Here is a 21,574-nt window from a genome sequence, read left to right as displayed (position 1 = left end):
CGCAACGCCGCGGTCACGACAGCACCGTTCCGGCCGGAACCATGGCCTGCAGGCTGAACAGCCGCCCCTCGGCGAACTGCTCATCCCAGATGTCCACCCGGATCGCGGCTTCGTCCGCGGCGATCAGGCACAGCGCGCCATAATCATCCGCCATGCCTCGGATCAGCCCGATGAGGAAATGCTGCCAGGATTCGTCCAGATCCAGCATGATCAGCCAGACGCTCTGGTCGCCGGACGCGACCTCGATCGGCGGGACCACCAGATCGGGAAGGACCAGATGCGCGCGGCCCGGTAGTTCGTCCAGGCGCAGGAGGAAGTCCCGGAAGTCGCGCCCCGAGAAGCGCAGCAGGCGGCGGATCGGCTCGATCCGGGTCATCCAGCCGCCCAGATCCTCGATCATCTCGCCGCGCGGCTTGCTCAGGCGGAAAGCCGCGCGGTCGAGGCAGTCCGAGCCCGCGGCGAGGATCCCGCCGGACAGGCCGCCCGCCGCGACGGCCGTCTCCTCCAGCACCGCCTGGACCAGCCCCTCCCCGTAAGTGGAGCGGAGAAACTCCTCGATCGCGCGATTGATCAGACCGTTCATGCCCACCTCGATTCGAGCCGAGATTAGCGTCCGGGCGTAAACAAACCGGAAAGATGGTGGCGGAATTCCGCTAATCGGCGGTCCAGCCGTAGCTTCCCGGGCCGGAAAGCGCCGTCCGGGCGGCCATGACGTCCTGGGGCCGCAGCCCGAGGGCTTGCGCAAAGGCAATCACCCGGTCATCGTCTTCCGTCACGAAATCAAGAAGGTAGAGCGCGATGTCGGGCCTGTCCGCGAAATCCCGCATATCGGAGGGCTGCAGCCCCGCGCCCTCCATGAAGGCGCCGAGGTCTTCGGGGCGGTCCACCAGGGCGATCAGCACCTGCTGGGCCAGATCGGCCGCCTGTGTCACCGAATAGGCCATGTCGTCCCTCAAGTATCAATTTTGTGAGCACGTCGGAAATGAAACCCTTTGTTAAGCATTTTAGGCGAATTTGAAATGAGTAAGTCGGGGTTTTCTGGATAGGCCGATGACAGCACGCATCCTCATTGCAGACGGCGCATCCACGGCGCGGATCACGTTAAAGGTCCGCCTTTCGGCCGTGCGCTACGACGTCGTCGCGGCGGGCACGCGCGAACAGCTGGCGCGGCAGCTGGATGACGGGCTGCCGGACCTGATCATCATCAGCGGCGCCCTGCCCGACCTTCCGGCCGAGGCGTTGTGTTCCGCGATCTCCTGTGATCCGCGCCTGAACGAGGTGCCGATCCTGATGCTGGTCTCGGCCGAGGCGCGGCTAGCCGCGCTGCAGGCCGGCGCCACGGCGACGCTGGAGCCTGACAGCGGCGACGAGATCCTGCTGGCCCGTATCCGCAACATCCTGCGGCAGTGCGATGCTCCGGGCGATGCCGGCGTCGCGATGGGCATGGCCGAGGCGCCTGCGGCCTTCGCCCATGGCACACGCCCGCTGGTCGTCCTGGTGGCCGAGAGCCCCGCGCGCGCTCTGCGCTGGCGCAAGATGCTGTCGGATCGGATGAGCTGCCGCTTCGAGGTACGCGACCCCGACCAGGCCTTGGGCGCCGCCGCCGAGGGCCGTCAGGTCGATCTCTACCTGATCGCCGCCGACCTGCGCGAGCGTGGCGACGGGCTGCGCCTGCTGTCGGAGCTGCGCAGCCGGCACGGCTCGCGCGATGCAGGCTTCGTCATCGCCATCGCGCCGGACCGCCATGAGCTTTCGGCGATCGCCCTGGACCTGGGCGCGGGCGAGGTGATCGCCGACCTGCTGGACACGTCCGCCGCCGCCGAGGCCGCCGCCATGTCGCTGCAGATGCTGCTGTCGCGCAAGTCGCGTAGCGACCAGCGCCGCGCCGAGGTCCGCCGTCACATGGTCTGGGCGATGACCGATCCACTGACCGGGCTGCACAACCGCCGCTATGCGCTGCCGAAGCTGGCCGACATCGTGCGCGCCTCGGCACAGTCCGGGCGCAGCTTCGGTGTCTTCGCGATCGATCTGGACCACTTCAAGGCCGTGAACGACCGCCACGGCCATACCGCAGGCGATGCCGTCCTAGCCGAGATCGCCACCCGGATGCGCGACACGGTCGGCCCTGACGGCCTCATCGCGCGGATGGGCGGAGAGGAGTTCCTCGTGGTGCTGGGCGACTGTCCGACGGTACGCGCGATGCAGATCGCCGAGGCCCTGCGCCTCGCGGTGCAGGCGCGCCCGGTGCGGCTGCCGGGGGTCTCGGGCGGCGGACAGCTGCGCGTCACCGCCTCCGTGGGCCTTGCGCTCGGCCGGGGTGACGGCGACAGCTGGCCCGAACAGGTCGCGCATCTGGCGTTGGAGCAGGCGGACCGGGCCCTGCTGGCGGCAAAGGCCGCCGGGCGGAACCGCGTCGTCTGCGCGACGAAGCAGCATGCGGCATAGAGGGTGCTTTCCTCCGCTCGCCCCGGCCGGTAGGATCGCCGCGACATGACGATCCGCGGAGCACGCGCATGAGCCAGGCCACCGACCTCAGTCCGGACGACCGCCCGACCGGAGCGGCCATGCTGCGCGGCGCGCGCGGTCGCTGCCCCGCCTGCGGCGAGGGGCGCCTCTTCACCCGCTATCTCAAGGTCGCCGACCATTGCCCGGCCTGCGGCGAGGCCATGCACCATCAGCGCGCCGATGACGGCCCGGCCTATCTGACCGTGCTGATCGTGTCGCATCTGGGGGCACCGCTGCTCTTGGCCTCGTTCATCGCCTGGCGGCCCAGTGCCGCGACGATGATCTGGTCCTTCGGGATCGGCGCGATCGTGCTGTCGCTGATCCTGCTGCCGATCATGAAGGGCGGCATGGTGGGCCTGCAATGGGCGCGGCGCATGCACGGCTTCGACGACGGGGCAGCGCGGCGATGACGGTCGAGGGTCCGGCGATTCGCGATGCGGCGACGGTGCTGGTCGTGCGTCGGATGGACGGTCAGGACGCGGTGCTTATGGGCATGCGCGGTGCGGGGGCGGCCTTCATGGCGTCGAAATTCGTCTTTCCCGGCGGCGCGGTCGATCCGGGCGACGCGGATGTCGCGCTGGCCGGGTCGATTGGAGAGCCATGCCGCGCGCGTCTGGCCGATGGGCAGGGCCCCGGCCCGGACGCCATCGCGGCGGCCGCGCTGCGCGAGCTGGCCGAGGAGACGGGCCTGCTGATCGGAAGACCCGATGGCCACCCCTGCCTCTGGCCGGGATTCTCGGAGGCCGGGCTGACGCCGGATGCCTCGGCGCTGATCTATCTGTTCCGCGCGATCACGCCGCCGGGGCGGCCGCGCCGCTTCGACGCGCATTTCCTGGTGGTCGATGCCGACCGCATCCAGGGCGATCCGGACGATTTCAGCGCCGCCTGCGACGAGCTTTCGCACCTGCAATGGGTCCCGATGTCCGAGGTGCGGGCGCTGGACCTGCCCTTCATCACCGAAGTCGTGCTGGCCGAGCTGGGCGCGCTGCTGGCGCTGCGCGAGGAGGGCCAACCGCTGCGCCCGCCCGCGACGGTGCCCTTCTTCGACAATCGCGGGCCGGCGCCGGTGTTCCGCCAGATCGCCTAGCGACCCCGGAAGACAGGCTTGCGCTTCTGCAGGAAGGCGCCGACGCCTTCCGCGAAATCGGCGCTGTGCCCCGCACGCCCCTGCAGCCGCGCCTCGACCGCCAGCTGCTCGCCCATGTCGTTGCCGAACGAGGCCGCCAGCGCCTCGCGGATCGACAGGAAGGCTTGGGTCGGCCCTTGCGCCAGCGCCTGCGCGCGGCGGGCGACGCCGGCGTGGAACGCGTCATCGGGCAGCGCCTCCCAGATCAGGCCCCAATCCGCCGCCTGCCGGGCCGTCACGGGTTCGGCGAACAGCATCATGCCCATCGCCCGCGCCGCGCCGACCGCCCGCGGGATGATCCAGGTGCCGCCCGCATCCGGGATCAGCCCGATGCGTGTGAAGGCCTGGATGAAGGTCGCGCTCTCCGTCGCGATCACCACATCGGCGGCCAGCGCCAGATTGGCCCCGGCCCCGGCCGCGACGCCGTTCACCGCCGCGATGACCGGCACCGTGCAGCCGGTGATCGCGGCCAGCATCGGCTCGTATTCCTCGCGCAGGGTGCGTTCCAGATCGACGGCCGATGCCGCGTCGGTCAGGTCCTGCCCCGAGCAGAAGCCGCGGCCCGCCCCGGTAATGACGACCGCGCGCACGCCTTCGGGCAGGTGCGTCAGCGCGGCCGTGATCTCGGCGCGCATCCGGCCGTTCAGCGCATTCAGCGCCTCGGGGCGGTTCAGCGTCAGCGTCGCGACGCCCTCGGCGACGGACAGAAGAATGGTCTCGTAGGTCATGGCGGCCTCCCTTTGGCGCGGATCATGCAGGAAAGCGGCGCCGGGGAAAGCGCGACCCCGCGTCAGGGACGGCGCATGATCTCGTCCAGGCGGCGCTGTTCCTCCGGCTCCAGCGCGGTGACGCTCTCCTGCGCGCGGCTGCGACCGCGCAGGAAGCCCGCGGCCGTCAGCGCCGCGACCAGCCCCATCAGCGGCGCAGCCAGCCACAGGATCAGGTTCGCGCCCTGCGCGCGCGGCTCGAACAGGACGAACTCTCCGAAGCGGTCGGCGACATTGTCGATGACCTCGGCGTCGCTGTCGCCCGCCACCAGACGCTCGCGCACATAGAGCCGCAGGTCGCGGCTGATGGGGGCGTTCGATTCGTCGATATTCTCGCCCTGACAGACCGGGCAGCGCAGCTTCTGTGAGATGTCGCGCGCGCGCGATTCCAGCGCCGCGTCGGGCAGGATCTCGTCGGGCTGTACCGACAGGACCGGCGTCGCCGTCAGCACCACCAGCAGCGACAGGGCGGCGCCGATGCGGCGGGCGGGCCTCATTCCGCAGGCACCGCGCCGCGCCGGACGGTCTTGGCCGCCCCCGCCGCCACCCGATAGCGCCGGTCGGTCAGGCTGATCAGCCCGCCAAGCGCCATCAGCATCGCCCCGCCCCAGATCCAGTTCGCGAAGGGCTTGATGTAGGTCCGCACCGCCCAGCCCCCGCCCGGCTGTTCGTCGCCCAGCACCACATAGAGGTCGCGCCACAGGCCGTAATCGATCGCGGCCTCGGTCGTGGGCATGCCCTGGACCGGATAGACGCGCTTTTCCGGGTGTAGCATGGCGACGGGGCGGCCGTCGCGGCTGGCCTCGATCACCGCGCGCTGCGCGAGATAGTTGGGGCCGTCCGCCCGGTCCACGTCGCGCAACACCAGGTCATAGGCGCCGACGCGGAACGGCTGGTCGATCTGGGCGACGCGCACGTCCTCGACCTGCCAGGCCTGGATCAGGGCCACGGCCAGGAAGGTCACGCCCAGGCCCGCATGGGCCACGGCCTTGCCCCAATCGGCGCGCGGCAGGCGCAGCAGGCGCCCCGCGCCCGACGATCCGGTGCGCAGCCACAGATCGGCCAGCGCGCCGAAGATCAGCCAAGCCCCCAGCCCCGCCCCGATCACCGCCAGTGCCGAGTGACCGGTCGAGACCGCGAAGACCAGGAGCATCACCGCCGCCGTCAGCACCGCCGGGCCGCGCAGGGGCCGCAGGCTGCGCGCGAGGCCCGCGCGCTTCCACGGCATCAGCGAGCCCAAGGGCAGCGCGATGGCCAGCACGATCATGAAGGGCGTGAAGGCTTGGTTGAAGAAGGGCGGCCCCACGGACAGGACCCTGCCCCAGACCATCTCCGCCAAGAGTGGCCAGATGGTGCCGACGAAGACCACGAAGGCCGAGACCGCAAGAAGGACGTTGTTCAGCACCAGCGCCCCTTCGCGCGAGACCGGCGAGAAGACCCCCTTGGCGGTCATCGCCGAGGCGCGCAGCGCATAGAGCGTCAGCGCGCCCCCGGTGAACAGGACCAGGATCGCCAGGATGAAGATGCCGCGTTCGGGATCGTTGGCGAAGCTGTGGACCGAGGTGATCAGCCCCGAGCGCACGATGAACGTCCCGATCAGCGAAAAGCCGAAGGCCAGGATCGCCAGGAGGATCGTCCAGCTTTTCAGCGCCTCGCGCTTTTCGACGACGATGGCGGAATGAAGGAGCGCGGCGGCCAGCAGCCACGGCATGAAGCTGGCGTTCTCGACCGGATCCCAGAACCAGAAGCCGCCCCAGCCCAGCTCGTAATAGGCCCACCACGAGCCGAGCGCGATGCCGATGGTCAGGAACACCCAGGCCGCCAGCGTCCAGGGCCGGACCCACCGCGCCCAGGCCGCATCGACGCGCCCCTCGATCAGGGCGGCCACGGCAAAGCTGAAGGCCATCGAGAGCCCGACATAGCCGAGATAGAGGAAGGGCGGATGGAAGGCCAGGCCCGGGTCCTGCAGCAGCGGGTTCAGGTCGCGCCCGTCGAAGGGCGGATTTCCCATGCGCCAGAAGGGGTTGGAGGTGAAGATGATGAAAGCGTAGAAGGCCACCGTGACCGAGGCCTGCACGCCGAGGACGCGGGCGCGCAGGCTGGGCGGCAGGTTGCCCCCGAACAGCGCCGCCGCCGCCCCGAACAGCGCCAGGATCAGCACCCAGAGCAGCATGCTGCCCTCATGGTTGCCCCAGACACCGCTGATCTTGTAGATCAGCGGCTTGGCGGTGTGGGAGTTCTCGTAGACCAGCCGGACCGAGAAGTCGGAGGTCACGAAGGCCACCGTCAGCGCCCCGAAGCTGACCGCGATCAGCGCGGCCTGCACCAAGGCCGCGGGACGCGCGCTCTCCATCCAGCCGTGCCAGCCGCGCGCCGCGCCGACCATCGGCACGATCATCTGGAAGATCCCGACCGTGAAGGCCAGGATCAGGGCGAAATGGCCAAGCTCTGCGATCATCTGCGGCAATCCCTCTGCTGGCCTCGCAGCATAGGGATACGCGAAAGGGGGGGAAAGCCCCCCCTTGGTCCCAGCCCCGTCCTTCGGCGCCCGCGGCTGCGGCCTAATCGCGCAGGCCCGCGACCCAGTCCCGCAGCGCGGAATTGTCGGCGAAATCGTCGTCCGGGCGGACGACGCGGGCCGGCTGGCCGGTGGGGACCACGGTCGTCTCCTCGGTGACGCGGGCGGGCCAGACCCGGTGCCGGAAGTGATGCGCCTCCCGCGCCCCGAAATAGAACCCCACGATGGCGCCCAAGAGCCACCACAGGGGTTCGGGCACACGCTGCAACCCCTCCATGCGGATGCCGAAGCCGATCGGCTCGACCATGGCATAGATGAACAGCCCCATCGTCCCCAAGGCCAGCAGCGGTCGCGGCAGGCGGTTCAGACCGTTGACGAAGCCGTCGAACCAGCCCTGGCGCGGCACGGCGAACTCCTGCCCGTGCTGGGCGATGGCGCGGGCATAGGCCTCCTCGTCCAGCTCCATGCGGCGCGTGGCGTTCTGGGTGAAGACCTCGGCCATGCCGGTCGCGGCGCTGCCCAGGGCGGTAACGGTCGGCGCGATGCCGATGAAGCGGTCGATCAGGCCCATTTCGCGGTCCTTTCGCGGTGCTCTGCTTGGGTCAGGTGATAGCGCGGCGCGATGAACTCCTCGGCCCGGGTGATCCAGCCGCCCTTGCCGCCGGCCTTGGTGCGGGCGAACTTCCGGCTGGCGGGACGCTGATCGGCCAGCGCGTAGTAGTAGTTGCGCCGCGCGATGCCATAGGCATCGGCCAGGTGCGCGGGCGCGGCCTGGGCCGCCTCGGTCACGGCGGCGATGGTGGCGGGGCCGACGATGCCGTCATCGACCGCAGGAAAGCCCATCCGCGTGACCAGCCGCTGCAGGATCTTCACCGCATTGGCCCCGGCGTTGACATACATGTCGAAGACGCTCGCCTGAACCGGGGCAGGCAGATCCGCCAGCCGGGGCCTGGCGAAATAGTGCTGGACGAAGATCTGCTCGGCCTGGGCGCGCGTCAGGGCGCGGACATCCGCGACATCGACCCGGCCGTCGCCGTTCAGGTCCAGACCCAGGGCCTGCATGGTCCCGATGGTGACGCCATGGTTGGTGGCCCCGCCCGGATCGTCGGGGTCGTTCACGAAGCCACCCTCGCGGGCGACGATCTCTCGGGCAATCTGTTCGACACTCGGCATGGCACCCCCTCGCGTTGCGCACCCCGGACGGGGCGCTGCGGGGAATGCTGACGGGGGGCGGTTAACGTCCTGTTAACCCTGCGGGCGTTGCCTGGGCGTCCGTTTCGGGGGCGTCAGGCGTCGGGGTCCTTGTAGACGCCGGTCGCCTTCAGCGTGTCGACGACCTCGCGCGGCATGTAGGTCTCGTCATGCTTGGCCAGGATCTCGCGCGCCTCGAAGCGGCCGTCGCGATACCAGCCCTTGGCGATGGTGCCCTGCCCCTCGCTGAACAGGTCCGGACGCGGGTCGCCGCCGACATAGGCCACGGGGATCTCGGCCGCGCCGTCGGTGATGACGAAGTCGAAGGCGACACCCTCGCGGTTGACGATGGAGCCCTCCTTGACCAGCCCGCCCAGCTGGAAGAACTCGTCCGGCTCGGGTGCGGCCTCGGTGACCTGGCTGGGCGAGCGATAGAGGTTGATGCCGTCGCTGAACCCGTATCCGATCAGCGCCACGGCCAGGACCAGCGCCACGCTGCCTGCGGCCAGGACCTGGATGCGGCGCTGCTTCTTGAGGGATTTCATGCCGGCCATCGGGAGCCTCCTCACGCGGCCTGAAAGCGCAGCGGGCGGCGCAGGAACTGCGTGGCCTTGCCGCCGACCCGCACCGGATCGCCCGTGGTCAGGTATTTCGACTCCGTCCCCGACCCCACGAATTCCGGCCTGCGGATCAGGTAATCGGCCAGGCTCTCGGCCACCAGCCCCGCTTGGCTGAACACCTTGACGTCGGGGCCAAGCGCGCGCTGGAAGGCCTCCTGCATCAACGGATAATGCGTGCAGCCCAGAACCGCCGCCTCCGGATGTGGCATGCGCCGCTTCAGCGCCTCGACATGGCTGGTGACCAGCGCCTCGGCCAGCTGCTCGTCGCCCATCTCGATCGCATCGACGACGCCGGCGCAGGGCTGCGCCTCGACATCGACGCCGACCGCGCGGAAGGCCAGCTCGCGCTGGAAGGCCCGGCTGGCGACGGTGGCGGGGGTGGCGAACAGGGCCACGTTGTTCACGGCCACCTGACGCGGGGGCGAATTGTCGCCCCAGGCCCGTTCGGTCAGCGCCTCGATCATCGGGACGAAGACGCCCAAGACGCGCTTGTCCGCGGGCAGCCAGGTCTCCTGCATGCGCTTGAGCGCCGCGGCGCTGGCGGTGTTGCAGGCCAGGATCACCAGATCGCAGCCCTCGGCCCACAGCCGCTCGACCCCGGCGCAGGTCAGCTCGAAGATGTCGTCATGGGTCCGCACGCCATAGGGCGCGTGCGCATTGTCGCCCAGATAGACCAGCGGCAGGTCGGGCAGGCGCGCGGCGATGGCCTGATGGACCGTCAGCCCGCCCAGCCCCGAATCGAAGACCCCTACCGCCATCTGCCGCCCCCCTGAGACCGTCCCTGTGATCGTGGCGCCCTTCTTAGGACGCCACGACCGGTTTGAAAATGCGCCAGATCACTCCGCCGCTTCACGGATCGGTGCCCGCCCGGTCCGGAACTGCTCCAGCAGTTCGGCCCGCCGCAGGGCGGCCTGGTCGGCGGCGCGGTCCTTGACGGGGCCAAAGCCGCGCACGCCCAACGGCAGCTCGGCCAGCTCGATCGCGACCGGCAGCATCGGGTCGGTCAGGCCCGCGAAGATCTCGGCCATGTCGGCCTCGTATTCGCGGATCGCGGCCCGCTCGCGGCGACGCTCGGCGCTGTAGCCAAACGGGTCCAGCGGCGTTCCGCGCAGGCCCTTGCAGGCCGCCAGCACGCGGAAGGCGCGGAACATCCAGGGACCGAACTCGCGCTTTTTCGGGCGGCCGTCGGCATCCTTGCCGGTCAGCATCGGCGGGGCCAGATGCAGCGACAGCCGCACATCACCCTCCCACCGGTCGGCGACCTGCCGGGCGGTGCTCAAATGCAGCCGCGCGACCTCGTATTCGTCCTTGTAGGCCAACAGCTTGTAATAGCTTCTTGCGACGCTGTCGCGCAGGCCCGCAGGCGCCGCATCGACCAGCTTGCGATAGCGCCGGGCCAGGCGACGGCCCTGATACTCGATCAGGCGCGCCTCGCGATAGGCGACCGGATCGGGCGGCAGCTGCACGACCTCGGCGGGCTTGCGGGTCTGCTCGGGGAAGGCCACGGCCCAACGGCCGATCTGGAAGGCGCGCTGGTTCGCCTCGACCTGCGCGCCGTTCAGGCGGATCGCCTCCATGATCGCGTCATGGGCCAGCGGGATCAGCCCCTGCTGCCAGGCCGCACCCAGCACGACCATGTTCGAATAGATCGAATCGCCCAGCATCCGCAGCGCCAGGTCGTTGGCGTCGAGGAACGCCACCTTCTCGCCCAAGCGCGCCTCAAGCGACATCCGCAGCCGGTCCGACGGCACGCGGAAATCGCGGTCGCGGGTGAAATCGCCGGTGATGATCTCATGGTCGTTCACCACCGCGCCGGTGCGGCCGGCGGTCATCAGCCCGATCGTCTTGGCCCCGGCCGTCACGACCAGATCGCCCCCGATCACGCAATCGGCCTCGCCCACGGCGACGCGGATCGCGCTGATGTCCTCGGGGCGCTCGGCCAGGCGCAAGTGGATGTGGACGGCGCCGCCCTTTTGGGCCAGCCCCGCCATCTCCATCATGCCCGCGCCCTTGCCGTCCATATGCGCGGCCTGCGCCAGGACCGCACCGACCGTCACCACGCCGGTGCCGCCGACGCCGGTGATGACGACGTTATGCGTGCCGTGGATCGCGGGCAACGCCGGCTCGGGCAGCGGCGGCAGATCGAAGGCCTCGGCCTTGGGCTTGCGCAGCTTGCCGCCCCGGACCGACACGAAGCTGGGGCAGAACCCCTTCACGCAGCTGAAATCCTTGTTGCAGCTGGACTGGTCGATCTGGCGCTTGCGGCCCAGCTCGGTGTCCAGCGGCACGATGGACACGCAATTCGACTGCACCGAACAGTCGCCGCAGCCCTCGCAGACCTCGGGGTTGATCCAGACGCGGCGGTCGGGGTCGGGGAACTGGCCCTTCTTGCGCCGCCGCCGCTTCTCGGCCGCGCAGGTCTGGACATAGAGGATCGCGCTGACCCCCTCCACCGTCTCCAGCTCGCGCTGGATGGCCATCATCTTGTCGCGGGTCTCGATCCGCAGGCCCTTGGGGAACAGGGCGGGATCGACCTCCTCCTTCTCGTCATGCACCACGATCAGCGGGCTGACGCCCATGGCCTGCAGCTCGCGCGCGATCTGCGGGGCGGTCAGGCCGCCCTCGTTCGGTTGCCCGCCGGTCATCGCGACGGCGTCGTTATAGAGGATCTTGTAGGTGATGTTGGTGCCCGCCGCCTTGGCCGCGCGGATCGCCAGAGACCCCGAATGATTATAGGTTCCGTCGCCAAGGTTCTGAAAGACATGACCTCTCTTGCTGAACGGCGCTTCGCCGATCCAGTTCACGCCCTCGCCACCCATATGGGTGAAGCCGTTGGTCTCGCGCCCCATCCACTGCACCATGTAGTGGCAGCCGATCCCGGCATAGGCGCGGCTGCCCTCCGGCAAACGGGTCGAGGTGTTGTGCGGACAACCCGAACAGAACCACGGCGTGCGGGTGGCGATCTCAGGCGCGTTGTCGTTGCGGCGCACCTCGTTCAGCCGCTCCAGCCCGGCGCGCAGACGCTCGGTCCCGCGGCCCTCCTCGATCAGGATGCCGCCGATCTTCTGCGCGATCATCACCGGGTCCAGCGCATAGCGGACCGGGAACAGCTCCTCCCCGGTGCGGTCGTGCTTCCAGCCATGGACGCGGCGGCCGTGGCGGTTGTCGAAGATCGCCTCCTTCAGCTGCACCTCGATCAGCTTGCGCTTCTCCTCGACGCAGACGATCAGCTCCAGGTCCTCGGACCATTCCTGGATGGACTTCATGTCCATGGGCCAGGTCTGCCCGACCTTGTAAGTGGTCAGGCCAAGCCGCTCGGCCTCGGCCTCATCGATGCCCAGCAGCGACAGCGCATGGACCAGGTCCAGCCAGTTCTTGCCCGCAGCCACGAAACCGATCCGCGCCCCGGATTTGCCCCAGACCTTGCGGTCGATGCGGTTCGCACGGCTGAACGCCTCGGCCGCCCACCGCTTATGGTCGATCATCCGCGCCTCCTGCGCCACCGGCGTGTCGCCGAGGCGGATGTTCAGCCCGCCCTCAGGCAGCACCCGCTCGGGCGTGATAAAGCGCAGCCGGAACGGATCGCCGTCCACGACGGAGGTCGCCTCGACCGTGTCCTTCATCGTCTTGAGGCCGATCCAGACCCCCGCATAGCGCGACAGCGCAAAGCCGTAGAGGCCGTAATCCAGAATCTCCTGCACGCCCGCCGGTGACAGCACCGGGATATAGGCGTCGACCATCGCCCAGTCCGACTGATGCAGCACGGTCGAGCTTTCGCCGGTATGATCGTCGCCCATCGCCATGACCACGCCGCCGTGGCGCGACGACCCGGCCATGTTGCCGTGCCGCATGACGTCGCCCGACCGATCCACGCCTGGCCCCTTGCCGTACCACAGCGCGAAGACGCCGTCATGGCGCCCCTCGCCGCGCAGCTCGGCCTGCTGGCTGCCCCAGATGGCGGTCGCAGCCAGATCCTCGTTCAGGCCCGGCTGGAACAGCACCTGCGCCGCGGCCAGGCGCTTGGCCTCGCGCGTCATCATCAGGTCCACGCTGCCAAGCGGGCTGCCGCGATAGCCGGTGACCAGGCCCGCCGTGTCCAGACCCGCGGCTTTGTCGCGTGCCGATTGCATGAGCATCAGCCTCACGAGTGCCTGCGTCCCGTTCAACAACACGTGTCGCTTCGACAGATCAAACCGGTCGGCCAGCGAAAATTCCTGCTTGCTCACTACCATCTCCTCCCATGCCCACAGGGCCTCCGACGCCATTATAGGTCAGAATGACTGACCAACGAAGCGAAAATTCATCCCTTGACGGCGCCTTGCCGGAATCGCAGGGGAAGGTTAGGTCTGCAAAAAGCGCATGGCTGTCATGACAGGATCGTAACAAGGATGGATTGGGACAAGCTCAGAATCTTTCACGCCGTCGCGGATGCGGGGTCGCTGACCCATGCGGGCGACGTGCTGCACCTGTCGCAGTCGGCGGTCAGCCGACAGATCAGGGCGCTGGAGGAATCCCTGGGGACCACGCTGTTCCACCGCCACGCCCGCGGCCTGATTCTGACCGAGCAGGGCGAGCTGCTGTTCGAGGCGACCTCCTCCATGTCGCGCAAGCTGGACAGCGCCTCGGCGCGCATCCGCGACAGCGAGGAGAACGTCTTCGGAGAGCTGAAGGTCACCGCGACCGTGGGCTTCGGCACGCTGTGGCTGGCCCCGCGGCTGGTCAAGCTCTACGAGAAGTTCCCCGACCTGCGCATCGACCTGCTGCTGGAGGAGCGCGTCCTGGACCTGCCCATGCGCGAGGCCGACGTGGCCATCCGCATGAAGGAGCCCAGCCAATCCGACCTGATCCGCCGCCGCCTGCTGAACATCCGCATGCGCCTCTACGCCAGCCCGGACTACATCGCCGCGCGGGGCAACCCTGCCGATCTGACCGATCTGGCGAACCACCGGCTGATCTGCCAGAAGCCCGATCAGCCCCAGGTCGCCGCCGGCGCCCGGCTGGTGCAGGAGCTGATGGCGCAGAATGTCGGCTCCACCCTGACGGTGAACAACTATTTCGGCGTCCTGCAGGCGGTGCTGGCCAATCTGGGCATCGGGGTGCTGCCCGATTACCTGACCGCCGACCATCCGAACCTGGTGCGGGTCTTTCCCGATACCGAATCGGGCGAGGTTCCGGTCTTTCTGGCCTATCCGGAGGAGCTGCGTCAGACCCGCCGCGTGGCCGTCTTCCGCGATTTCGTGCTGGAGGAGATCCAGGCCTATCGCCGCTACCAGAGCGAAACCGGTCAGGACTGACGCGAGATAAGGCGGGACCGCCTGCATTTACGGCAGAAACCGCTGATATGACGTGATTTGCAGCCTTTTGGGGCAGCCATACCGGCATTGCATGGCGGCTATGCTGCGCATGCATCCTCATTTGTCTTGAAGCGTTCACAAACTGCACATAGATCGGGCTCAGAAGACGACGACCCGCGTAATCGCGCGTCATCTTCTACCTCCCTGTTGGACTTAGGCCGGGCCTTGTGCCCGGCTTTTTTTTGTCGTGCAACGCGGTCGGGCGGCCTTCCCATGCGCGCTGGCAGCGCCTAAAAGGCGCGTGATTTCATGCGCAGGAAGGCTTGATCATGCTCGAACCCCGGATCACCCCCGAACTGATCGCCGCGCACGGGCTCAAGCCCGACGAGTACGATCGCATCCTGCAGATCATCGGCCGCGAGCCCAGCTTCACCGAACTGGGCATCTTCAGCGCCATGTGGAACGAGCACTGCTCCTACAAGTCGTCCAAGAAATGGCTGCGCACCCTGCCCACCGACGGCCCGCAGGTCATCTGCGGCCCCGGAGAGAACGCGGGCGTGGTCGATATCGGCGACGGCCAGGCCGTGGTCTTCAAGATGGAGAGCCACAACCACCCCAGCTACATTGAGCCGCATCAGGGCGCGGCGACCGGAGTCGGCGGCATCCTGCGCGACGTCTTCACCATGGGCGCGCGCCCCATCGCCGCGATGGACGCGCTGTCCTTCGGCCGGCCGGATCATCCCAAGACCCCGCATCTGGTTAAGGGGGTGGTCGAGGGGATCGGCGCCTATGGCAATGCCTTCGGCGTGCCGAATGTGGGCGGAGAGGTCCGCTTCCATCCCAGCTATGACGGCAACTGTCTGGTCAACGCCTTTGCAGCGGGCCTGGCCGATGCCGACAAGATATTCTATTCGGCGGCCTCGGGCGTGGGCATGCCCGTCGTCTATCTGGGTGCCAAGACCGGGCGCGACGGCGTCGGCGGCGCGACCATGGCCAGCGCCGAGTTCGACGACACGATCGAGGACAAGCGCCCCACCGTGCAGGTCGGCGACCCCTTCACCGAAAAATGCCTGCTGGAGGCCTGCCTTGAGCTGATGGCGTCGGGGTCGGTGATTTCCATTCAGGACATGGGAGCCGCAGGCCTGACCTGTTCGGCGGTCGAGATGGGCGACAAGGGCGGTCTGGGCATCAAGCTGATCCTGGACAACGTGCCGCAGCGCGAAGCGAACATGACCGCCTATGAGATGATGCTGTCGGAATCGCAGGAGCGGATGCTGATGGTGCTGAAGCCCGAAAAGGAGGCCGAGGCCCGCGCGATCTTCGAGAAATGGGACCTGGATTTCGCCATCGTCGGCGAGACGATTCCCGAGGACCGCTTCCTGATCCTCCATCGCGACGTGGTCATGGCCGACCTGCCGCTGTCCAAGCTCTCCTCCAGCGCGCCGGAATACGACCGCCCGTGGGTCGCCACCCCGCCGGCGGGCCCCGCGCCCGCCCTGCCCGCCATCGCCCCCATCGCGGCGCTGCGCGCGCTGATCGGCAGCCCCAGCCATGCCCACAAGGGCTGGGTCTGGGAACAGTACGACACCCAGGTCGGCGCCGACACGATCCGCCGCCCCGGCATGGGCGCGGGCGTGGTGCGCGTGCACGGCACCCGCAAGGCGCTGGCCTTCACCAGCGACGTGACCCCGCGTTACGTCAAGGCGAACCCCGTGCAGGGCGGCCGCCAGGCCGTGGCCGAGGCCTATCGCAACCTGACCGCCGTGGGCGCCCTTCCCTTGGCCACGACCGACAACCTGAACTTCGGCAATCCCGAAAAGCCCGAAATCATGGGCCAGCTGGTCGGCGCGATCCAAGGCATCGGCGAGGCCTGCCGCGCGCTGGACTTCCCCATCGTGTCGGGCAACGTGTCGCTTTATAATGAAACCGACGGCAAGGGCATCCTGCCCACCCCCACCATCGGCGGCGTCGGCCTGATCGCGGATCTGGACGACATCATCGCGGGCCTGCCGCAGGCGGGCGACCTGGCGCTGGTCATCGGCGCGACCGAGGGCCATCTGGCGCAATCCGCCCTGGCCTGGGAGGGTTTCGGCATCGACGCGGGCGACGCGCCCACGGTCGATCTGGAGGCAGAGCGCCGTAACGGCGAATTCCTGCGCGCCCATCGCGCCCATCTGCGCGCGGCCACCGACCTGTCGGATGGCGGCCTGGCGCTCGCGGCCTTCGAGATGGCCGAGGAAGCCCGCATCGGCGTCACGCTGGACAGCGCAGACATCGCACAACTCTTCGGAGAGGATCAGGCCCGCTATCTGGTCGCCTGCTCGCCCGACGCGGCGGCGGCCCTGACCGATGCGGCCCGTGCCGCAGGCGTGCCCATCGCCACGGTCGGCCGCTTCGGCGGCACGGCGGTCGATCTGGGCGGCGACAGCGCGGCCCTGGCCGATCTCTCGACGCTCTACCGCACGGCCTTCGCGGCGGCGATCCAGGGCGCGGATCACGCATGATCCGCGCGCCCCGCGGCTATGCGGCGCTGATCACCGCCGCCGGACGCGGCACGCGCGCGGGTGGCGGCACGCCCAAGCAATGGCGCGATCTGGCCGGACGGCCGGTTCTGGACCGCACCCTGGCGCGGTTCGCGGGCTTTGACCGCATCGTCTTGGTCGTCCATCCCGACGACATGGCCCAGGCCATCGACCGCTATGCCGGGACGGTCACCATCGTCGCGGGGGCCGAAACCCGCGCCGCCAGCGTCCGCGCGGGCCTTCAGGCGCTGGAGGGTCAGGCCAGCCACGTCCTGATCCATGACGGCGCCCGCCCCCTGACCCCCGACGCGGTGATCCGGGGCGTGATCGACGCGCTGCAGGCCGGGGCCGATGGCGCCGCCCCCGCCCTGCCCGTCTCGGACGCGCTCTGGCGTGGCGCGGCGGACCGGGTGACGGCCACAGCCCCGCGCGACGGCCTTCACCGCGCGCAGACGCCGCAAGGCTTTGTCTTGGCCGCGATCCTCAAGGCCCATCGCGACCAGTCGGCGGATGCCGCCGATGACGTGGAACTGGCCCTTTCCGCCGGGTTGGAGGTTGCGATCACCCCCGGTTCCGAGGACAATCTGAAGATCACCTTCCCCGCCGATTTCGCGCGGGCCGAACGCATTCTGGGGACCGACATGGATATCCGCCTTGGCAATGGCTATGACGTGCACGCCTTCGGGTCGGGCGACCATGTGACCCTCTGCGGCATCCGCGTGCCGCATGATGCGGGCCTGCTGGGCCATTCGGATGCCGATGTCGGCATGCACGCGCTGACCGACGCCATCTATGGCGCGCTGGCGCAGGGCGATATCGGGCGGCATTTCCCGCCCTCGGACCCTCAATGGAAGGGCGCGGACAGCGCGATCTTCCTGGCCCATGCGGCGGGCATGGCGCGCGACAAGGGGTTCCGCATCGGCAATGCCGACGTGACCCTGATCTGCGAGGCGCCCAAGATCGGCCCCCATGCCCTGGACATGGCGCACCGCCTGGCCGAGATCATGGGGCTGGACGCCGCCCGCATCAGCGTCAAGGCCACGACCAGCGAACGGCTTGGCTTCACCGGCCGGCGCGAGGGCATCGCCGCCATCGCCACCGCCACCCTGATCAAGGAGTGAGCATGGACCGCCTGCTGGCCACCTGGTTCTATACCGGCCTGCTGCGCCCCGCCCCCGGCACCTGGGGATCGGCGGTCGCGGTGGCGATGGGGCTGATCCTGCACCGGATCGGGCATTTCCCCCTGCTGGCCCTGGCCACGGGTCTGGTGACCCTGCTGGGGTTCTGGGTCGTGCCGCGATACACCGCCGGGATGGCCGATCCCGACCGCAGCGAGATCGTCATCGATGAGGTCGCCGGCCAGTGGCTGGCGCTGATGGCGCCCTCCTTCGGCTTCTGGCATGCGGGCCTGACGGCCGACAACTTCCCCTGGCCGGGCTGGGTCGCGGCCTTCCTGTTCTTCCGTCTGTTCGACATCTGGAAGCCTTGGCTGGTCGGCCGGGCCGATCGGCGTCACGACACGGCAGGCGTGATGCTGGACGACCTCTGGGCCGGGATCTTCGCGGCGATCGCCACGATCATCGCGGCAGGCGTGGCGCATGGGGTGCTGATGTGACGCTGGCCGCGCAGGTCCTGGACGCCGCGCGCGCGCGGGGCGTCATGATCGCCACCGCCGAAAGCTGCACCGGCGGGCTGATCGCGGGCGCCCTGACCGAGGTGCCGGGGTCCTCGGACGCCTTCGACCGGGGCTTCGTCACCTATTCCAACGCCGCCAAGGTCCAGATGCTGGGCATCCGGCCCGAGACGCTGGAGGCGCATGGCGCGGTCAGCGAGGAGATCGCGGCCGAGATGGCGCAGGGTGCGCTGCGCCATTCCGGGGCGGGCATCACGGTGTCGGTCACCGGCATCGCCGGACCCGGCGGGTCCGAGCACAAGCCCGAGGGCCGGGTCTGCTTCGGCCTCAGCCAGCCCTTCGGCACGCAGACCCAGACCGTCGAGTTCGGCGCAATCGGCCGCCAGCGCGTGCGCGCGGCGACCGTGGATCATGCGCTGCAGCTGCTGCTGGAGGCGCTGCGCACCTAGCCGCGCAGGATCGCGGCCAGCCGGTCCACATCCGCATCGGGCGTGTCCCAGGCACAGACCAGCCGCACCGGCACCGGATCGGCCCCTTCGGCGGACTTGTCGGGCCAGAGATAGTACTGCGCCCCTGCCGCCCGCGCCGTGCGATGGACCGCCACCCGCAGCGTGGCAAAGACCGCGTTCGACTGCACCGGGGCAAGCAGAGCCCCGCCCCCGTCCCGCACCGCCTGCGCTAGGACCTGCGCCTTGGCGTTCGCCCGCCGCGCCAGATCCAGCCACAGCCCGTCGGTGGCCAGCGCCAGCATCTGCGCGGACAGATAGCGGTTCTTGGACAGCACATGCCCCGACTGCTTGCGGCGATAGTCGAAGCCCTCGGCCCGCGCGGGGTCGAAGAAGACCATCGCCTCGGCTGCCATCGCGCCGTTCTTGGTGCCGCCCAGGCAGAGCGCATCGACGCCCGCCCGCCAGGTCAGATCGGCCGCCGAACAGCCCAAGGTCGCCACCGCGTTCGAGAAGCGCGCCCCGTCCATGTGCAGCGGCAGGCCCGCCTCATGCGCGACGCGGGCCAAGGCCGCGACCTCCTCCGGCGCATAGACGGTGCCCCATTCGGTCGCATTGGTCAGCGACACCAGCGCGCTGCGCCCGCCGTTCAGCCCGACGCCCGCCCCGGCCTGCAGCGCGCGGGCCAGCGTCTCAGGGCCGATCTTGCCCTCCTGACCCGGCAGCGTCACCAGCTTGGCCCCGTGGGAGAAGAACTCGGGCGCGGCGCATTCGCTGGTCTCGATATGCGCGTCGTCATGGCAGTAGATGCGGCCGAAGGACGGGGCCAGCTGCGCGCAGACCAGCGCGTTCGCGGCCGTGCCGGTCGCTACGAAGCGCACGACGGCCTCGGGCGCCTCCAGCAGGTCGCGGATGGCAGCCTCGGCGGCGGCGGTCACGGCATCCGCGCCGTAACCCATCGCGGCGCCCGAATTGGCGGCCATCAGCGCGTCCAGAACCGCCGGGTGGGCGGTGTAGGCATTGTCGGAGGCGAAATTCACGACAGATCCTCGATGATGTGGTCTTCCCAATCGTCCTCGGTGACCGACAGCTCGCTGACGGTCCAGCCGCGCACGCTGGCGCCTGCGCGATGCACGCTCTCGGGATCGCCCGAAATCAGGTGGTGCCAGTCGTAGAGCGGCCGCCCCTCGTGGCGCAGCCGATAGGCGCAGGTCGCCGGCAGCCACCAGGCGATCTCCTGGATCTTGGCCGGGGTCAGCACGACGCAATCGGGCACGAAATCGTGGCGGTTGGCATAGCTGGAACAGCGACAGGCCTCGCCGTCCAGCAGCTTGCAGGCGACGCGGGTGAAGGCCAACTCGTTCGTGTCCTCGAACTCGATCTTGTTCAGGCAGCACTTGCCGCAGCCGTCGCAGAGCGCCTCCCACTCCTCGCGGGTCAGCCGGGGCAGCGGCAGCTCCCAGAACCGCTCGCGCATCAGCGACCGTCCAGGATGCGCCGGGCCTCGGCACCGTCGCGATCCATCTGCGCGATCAGCGCCTCCAGGCTGTCGAACCGCGCCTCGTCGCGCAGGAAGGCCACCAGCGCGACCGACAGGTGCTGGCCATAGAGATCGCCCGAATAGTCGAACAGGTTGACCTCCAGGTTCGGCGTATTGACCCCGAACATCGGCCGCACGCCAAGCGAGGCGACGCCCTTGCAGGGTCCCTTGTCCGGCCCGGTCAGGATGTCGACCAGCACAGCATAGACGCCAAGCCGCGGCAGGTGCAGCCCGTCCATCGCCATGTTCGCGGTGGGCCATCCCAGTTCCCGGCCGCGCTTCTCGCCGTGGATGACCTCGCCCTCGATGCGGTGCCAGTGGCCCAGCATGCGCTCGGCCGCCTGCGTGTCGCCGCGCGCCAGCGCCTCGCGGATCGCGGTGGAGCTGTAATCGGCCCCCTCGCTGCCCGCCAGCGGCACGATGGTGACGCCGAAGCCCAGCTGCCGGCCCAGATCCTGCAGCGTCGCCGCCGTCCCCGCCCGGTTCTTGCCGAAGCAGAAATCGGCCCCCACCGTGACATGCGCGACGCCCAGGCCCTCGGCCAGGACCTCGCGCGCGAAGGCCTCGGGCGTCAGCCCAGCCAGGATGGGACCGAAGGGCAGCTCATAGAGATGCGCGACACCAAGCCGCGACAGCCGGTTCGCCCGCGCCTCGGCGTTCATCAACCGGAAGGGCGGCGCGTCGGGGGCAAAGTATTCGCGCGGATGCGGCTCGAAGGTCAGGATGCCCAGAGGGGCGTCGCTGGCGGCGCGGGCCGCGTCGATCACCGTGCGATGGCCGCGATGCACGCCGTCGAAATTGCCCATGGCGACCGATGCACCGCGTGCCTCGGCCTTCAGTGCGGTCCAGTCGCGATGGATCTGCAATAGGCCCCCAACGGGACGATCGGGCCGTCCCTTCAGTCGAACTTGCGGCTTGGGGCCAGCACGACCGCCTCGCCTTTCAGAACGACCGTATCGCCGACGAGGCAGCGGGTTGCAAGCGTCACCCGCCGTTTCGCGTGGTCGATCGCCTGCACGGTGACCTCGGCGCGGACCGTGTCGCCGGGGCGGACGGGGGCCATGAACTTCAGCGTCTGGCCCAGATAGACCGTGCCATGACCCGGCAGCTGCTCTCCGATCACGGCCGAGATCAGCCCCGCGGTCAGCATGCCATGGGCGATGCGCCCTTCGAAGATCGTGTCGCGGGCATAGGCCTCGTCCAGATGCACCGGGTTGCGGTCGGTCGAGACCTCGGCGAACAGGGCGATGTCATGATCGGTCACCTGCTTCTGAAGATGGCGAGTCATGCCGATCTCCAGATCCTCGATCACGATGGTGCCGCGGGGCAGGTTGTCCAACATCACGGGGTCTTCCTGTGCCAAGAACGCAGACGCGCCATTGCTGCATAGCAGCGACGGCGCGTCTTGGCAA

22 protein-coding genes are annotated in these 21,574 nt (G+C 69.1%); 8 read left to right on the top strand and 14 right to left on the bottom strand.

Annotation, left to right across the window (positions count from 1 at the left end; genetic code table 11):
• Positions 1–13: 13 nt before the first annotated feature.
• A complete protein-coding gene (locus AC2SGK_RS04515) occupies positions 14–583 on the bottom strand; it encodes a heme NO-binding domain-containing protein (RefSeq protein WP_488322395.1) in 570 nt (189 codons plus the stop codon).
• Positions 584–653: 70 nt separating this feature from the next.
• On the bottom strand, positions 654–944 hold the full coding sequence (locus AC2SGK_RS04510) for a DUF3572 family protein (RefSeq protein ID WP_488322394.1): 291 nt from the start codon (positions 942–944) through the stop codon (positions 654–656).
• A 178-nt stretch (positions 945–1,122) separates the two neighbouring features.
• Here AC2SGK_RS04510 and AC2SGK_RS04505 point away from each other — a divergent pair, with 178 nt between their 5' ends.
• The 3 genes from AC2SGK_RS04505 to AC2SGK_RS04495 all read left to right on the top strand — a co-directional run bounded on the left by AC2SGK_RS04505 (position 1,123) and on the right by AC2SGK_RS04495 (position 3,592).
• Positions 1,123–2,445 (top strand): diguanylate cyclase, encoded by a 1,323-nt coding sequence (locus tag AC2SGK_RS04505; RefSeq protein WP_488322393.1) that lies wholly within the window; start codon positions 1,123–1,125, stop codon positions 2,443–2,445.
• A 68-nt stretch (positions 2,446–2,513) separates the two neighbouring features.
• Positions 2,514–2,915, top strand: a complete 402-nt coding sequence (locus tag AC2SGK_RS04500; RefSeq protein WP_488322392.1) for a DUF983 domain-containing protein — start codon at positions 2,514–2,516, stop codon at positions 2,913–2,915.
• Positions 2,912–3,592: an NUDIX hydrolase gene (locus AC2SGK_RS04495; RefSeq protein ID WP_488322391.1), complete on the top strand. Its 681-nt coding sequence runs from the start codon at positions 2,912–2,914 to the stop codon at positions 3,590–3,592. Before AC2SGK_RS04500 ends, AC2SGK_RS04495 begins: the two co-directional genes overlap by 4 nt.
• Here the strand turns inward: AC2SGK_RS04495 and AC2SGK_RS04490 are convergent.
• The 8 genes from AC2SGK_RS04490 to AC2SGK_RS04455 form a co-directional block, all read right to left on the bottom strand.
• The gene (locus tag AC2SGK_RS04490) at positions 3,589–4,359 is read right to left on the bottom strand and encodes an enoyl-CoA hydratase-related protein (RefSeq protein ID WP_488322390.1); all 771 of its coding nucleotides are present in this window, start codon (positions 4,357–4,359) and stop codon (positions 3,589–3,591) included. The genes AC2SGK_RS04495 and AC2SGK_RS04490 overlap by 4 nt on opposite strands.
• Before the next feature lie 62 nt (positions 4,360–4,421).
• Positions 4,422–4,895 (bottom strand): cytochrome c-type biogenesis protein, encoded by a 474-nt coding sequence (locus AC2SGK_RS04485; RefSeq protein WP_488322389.1) that lies wholly within the window; start codon positions 4,893–4,895, stop codon positions 4,422–4,424.
• The gene (locus AC2SGK_RS04480; RefSeq protein ID WP_488322388.1) at positions 4,892–6,856 is read right to left on the bottom strand and encodes a heme lyase CcmF/NrfE family subunit; all 1,965 of its coding nucleotides are present in this window, start codon (positions 6,854–6,856) and stop codon (positions 4,892–4,894) included. Before AC2SGK_RS04480 ends, AC2SGK_RS04485 begins: the two co-directional genes overlap by 4 nt.
• A gap of 103 nt (positions 6,857–6,959) precedes the next feature.
• Positions 6,960–7,487 carry a holin family protein gene (locus tag AC2SGK_RS04475; protein WP_488322387.1) on the bottom strand — a complete coding sequence of 176 codons (528 nt, stop codon included), beginning with the start codon at positions 7,485–7,487 and terminating at the stop codon, positions 6,960–6,962.
• Entirely contained in the window at positions 7,478–8,089 is a 612-nt protein-coding gene (locus tag AC2SGK_RS04470; protein WP_488322386.1) for a holin-associated N-acetylmuramidase, read from the bottom strand. Before AC2SGK_RS04470 ends, AC2SGK_RS04475 begins: the two co-directional genes overlap by 10 nt.
• Positions 8,090–8,202: 113 nt before the next feature.
• Positions 8,203–8,652 carry a cytochrome c maturation protein CcmE gene (gene ccmE, locus AC2SGK_RS04465; RefSeq protein ID WP_488322385.1) on the bottom strand — a complete coding sequence of 150 codons (450 nt, stop codon included), beginning with the start codon at positions 8,650–8,652 and terminating at the stop codon, positions 8,203–8,205.
• A 20-nt stretch (positions 8,653–8,672) separates the two neighbouring features.
• Positions 8,673–9,485 carry a glutamate racemase gene (locus AC2SGK_RS04460; RefSeq protein WP_488322384.1) on the bottom strand — a complete coding sequence of 271 codons (813 nt, stop codon included), beginning with the start codon at positions 9,483–9,485 and terminating at the stop codon, positions 8,673–8,675.
• Positions 9,486–9,563: 78 nt separating this feature from the next.
• A complete protein-coding gene (locus AC2SGK_RS04455) occupies positions 9,564–12,953 on the bottom strand; it encodes an indolepyruvate ferredoxin oxidoreductase family protein (protein WP_488322383.1) in 3,390 nt (1,129 codons plus the stop codon).
• Positions 12,954–13,115: 162 nt separating this feature from the next.
• On the opposite strand from AC2SGK_RS04455, the gene AC2SGK_RS04450 reads away from it, so the two are divergent.
• The 5 genes from AC2SGK_RS04450 to AC2SGK_RS04430 all read left to right on the top strand — a co-directional run bounded on the left by AC2SGK_RS04450 (position 13,116) and on the right by AC2SGK_RS04430 (position 18,625).
• Positions 13,116–14,021, top strand: a complete 906-nt coding sequence (locus AC2SGK_RS04450) for a LysR family transcriptional regulator (RefSeq protein ID WP_488322382.1) — start codon at positions 13,116–13,118, stop codon at positions 14,019–14,021.
• A 329-nt stretch (positions 14,022–14,350) separates the two neighbouring features.
• Complete coding sequence (gene purL / locus AC2SGK_RS04445) at positions 14,351–16,525, top strand: phosphoribosylformylglycinamidine synthase subunit PurL (protein ID WP_488322381.1); 2,175 nt, start codon at positions 14,351–14,353, stop codon at positions 16,523–16,525.
• On the top strand, positions 16,522–17,664 hold the full coding sequence (locus AC2SGK_RS04440; RefSeq protein ID WP_488322380.1) for a bifunctional 2-C-methyl-D-erythritol 4-phosphate cytidylyltransferase/2-C-methyl-D-erythritol 2,4-cyclodiphosphate synthase: 1,143 nt from the start codon (positions 16,522–16,524) through the stop codon (positions 17,662–17,664). Before purL ends, AC2SGK_RS04440 begins: the two co-directional genes overlap by 4 nt.
• A complete protein-coding gene (locus AC2SGK_RS04435; RefSeq protein ID WP_488322379.1) occupies positions 17,661–18,158 on the top strand; it encodes a phosphatidylglycerophosphatase A family protein in 498 nt (165 codons plus the stop codon). The genes AC2SGK_RS04440 and AC2SGK_RS04435 overlap by 4 nt, the downstream gene beginning before the upstream one ends.
• A complete protein-coding gene (locus tag AC2SGK_RS04430; protein ID WP_488322378.1) occupies positions 18,155–18,625 on the top strand; it encodes a CinA family protein in 471 nt (156 codons plus the stop codon). The genes AC2SGK_RS04435 and AC2SGK_RS04430 overlap by 4 nt, the downstream gene beginning before the upstream one ends.
• Here the strand turns inward: AC2SGK_RS04430 and AC2SGK_RS04425 are convergent.
• Genes AC2SGK_RS04425 through AC2SGK_RS04410 form a run of 4 tightly spaced genes read right to left on the bottom strand, consistent with a single transcriptional unit; the run spans position 18,622 to position 21,504 of the window.
• Positions 18,622–19,662 (bottom strand): threonine aldolase family protein, encoded by a 1,041-nt coding sequence (locus AC2SGK_RS04425; protein WP_488322377.1) that lies wholly within the window; start codon positions 19,660–19,662, stop codon positions 18,622–18,624. The two genes, AC2SGK_RS04430 and AC2SGK_RS04425, sit on opposite strands and share 4 nt — an antisense overlap.
• Positions 19,659–20,099 carry a YcgN family cysteine cluster protein gene (locus tag AC2SGK_RS04420; protein WP_411836594.1) on the bottom strand — a complete coding sequence of 147 codons (441 nt, stop codon included), beginning with the start codon at positions 20,097–20,099 and terminating at the stop codon, positions 19,659–19,661. Before AC2SGK_RS04420 ends, AC2SGK_RS04425 begins: the two co-directional genes overlap by 4 nt.
• Positions 20,099–21,028 carry a bifunctional riboflavin kinase/FAD synthetase gene (locus AC2SGK_RS04415; RefSeq protein WP_488322376.1) on the bottom strand — a complete coding sequence of 310 codons (930 nt, stop codon included), beginning with the start codon at positions 21,026–21,028 and terminating at the stop codon, positions 20,099–20,101. Before AC2SGK_RS04415 ends, AC2SGK_RS04420 begins: the two co-directional genes overlap by 1 nt.
• A 32-nt stretch (positions 21,029–21,060) precedes the next feature.
• Positions 21,061–21,504: a MaoC family dehydratase gene (locus tag AC2SGK_RS04410; protein WP_488322375.1), complete on the bottom strand. Its 444-nt coding sequence runs from the start codon at positions 21,502–21,504 to the stop codon at positions 21,061–21,063.
• Between the last annotated feature and the right edge of the window lie 70 nt (positions 21,505–21,574).

The sequence above is a fragment of the Paracoccus sp. NIOT.M2S5SZ12 genome, from assembly GCF_057748165.1.
Note: the sequence above shows the minus strand (reverse complement) of the source record. Positions and strands in the feature narration are given on the sequence as shown.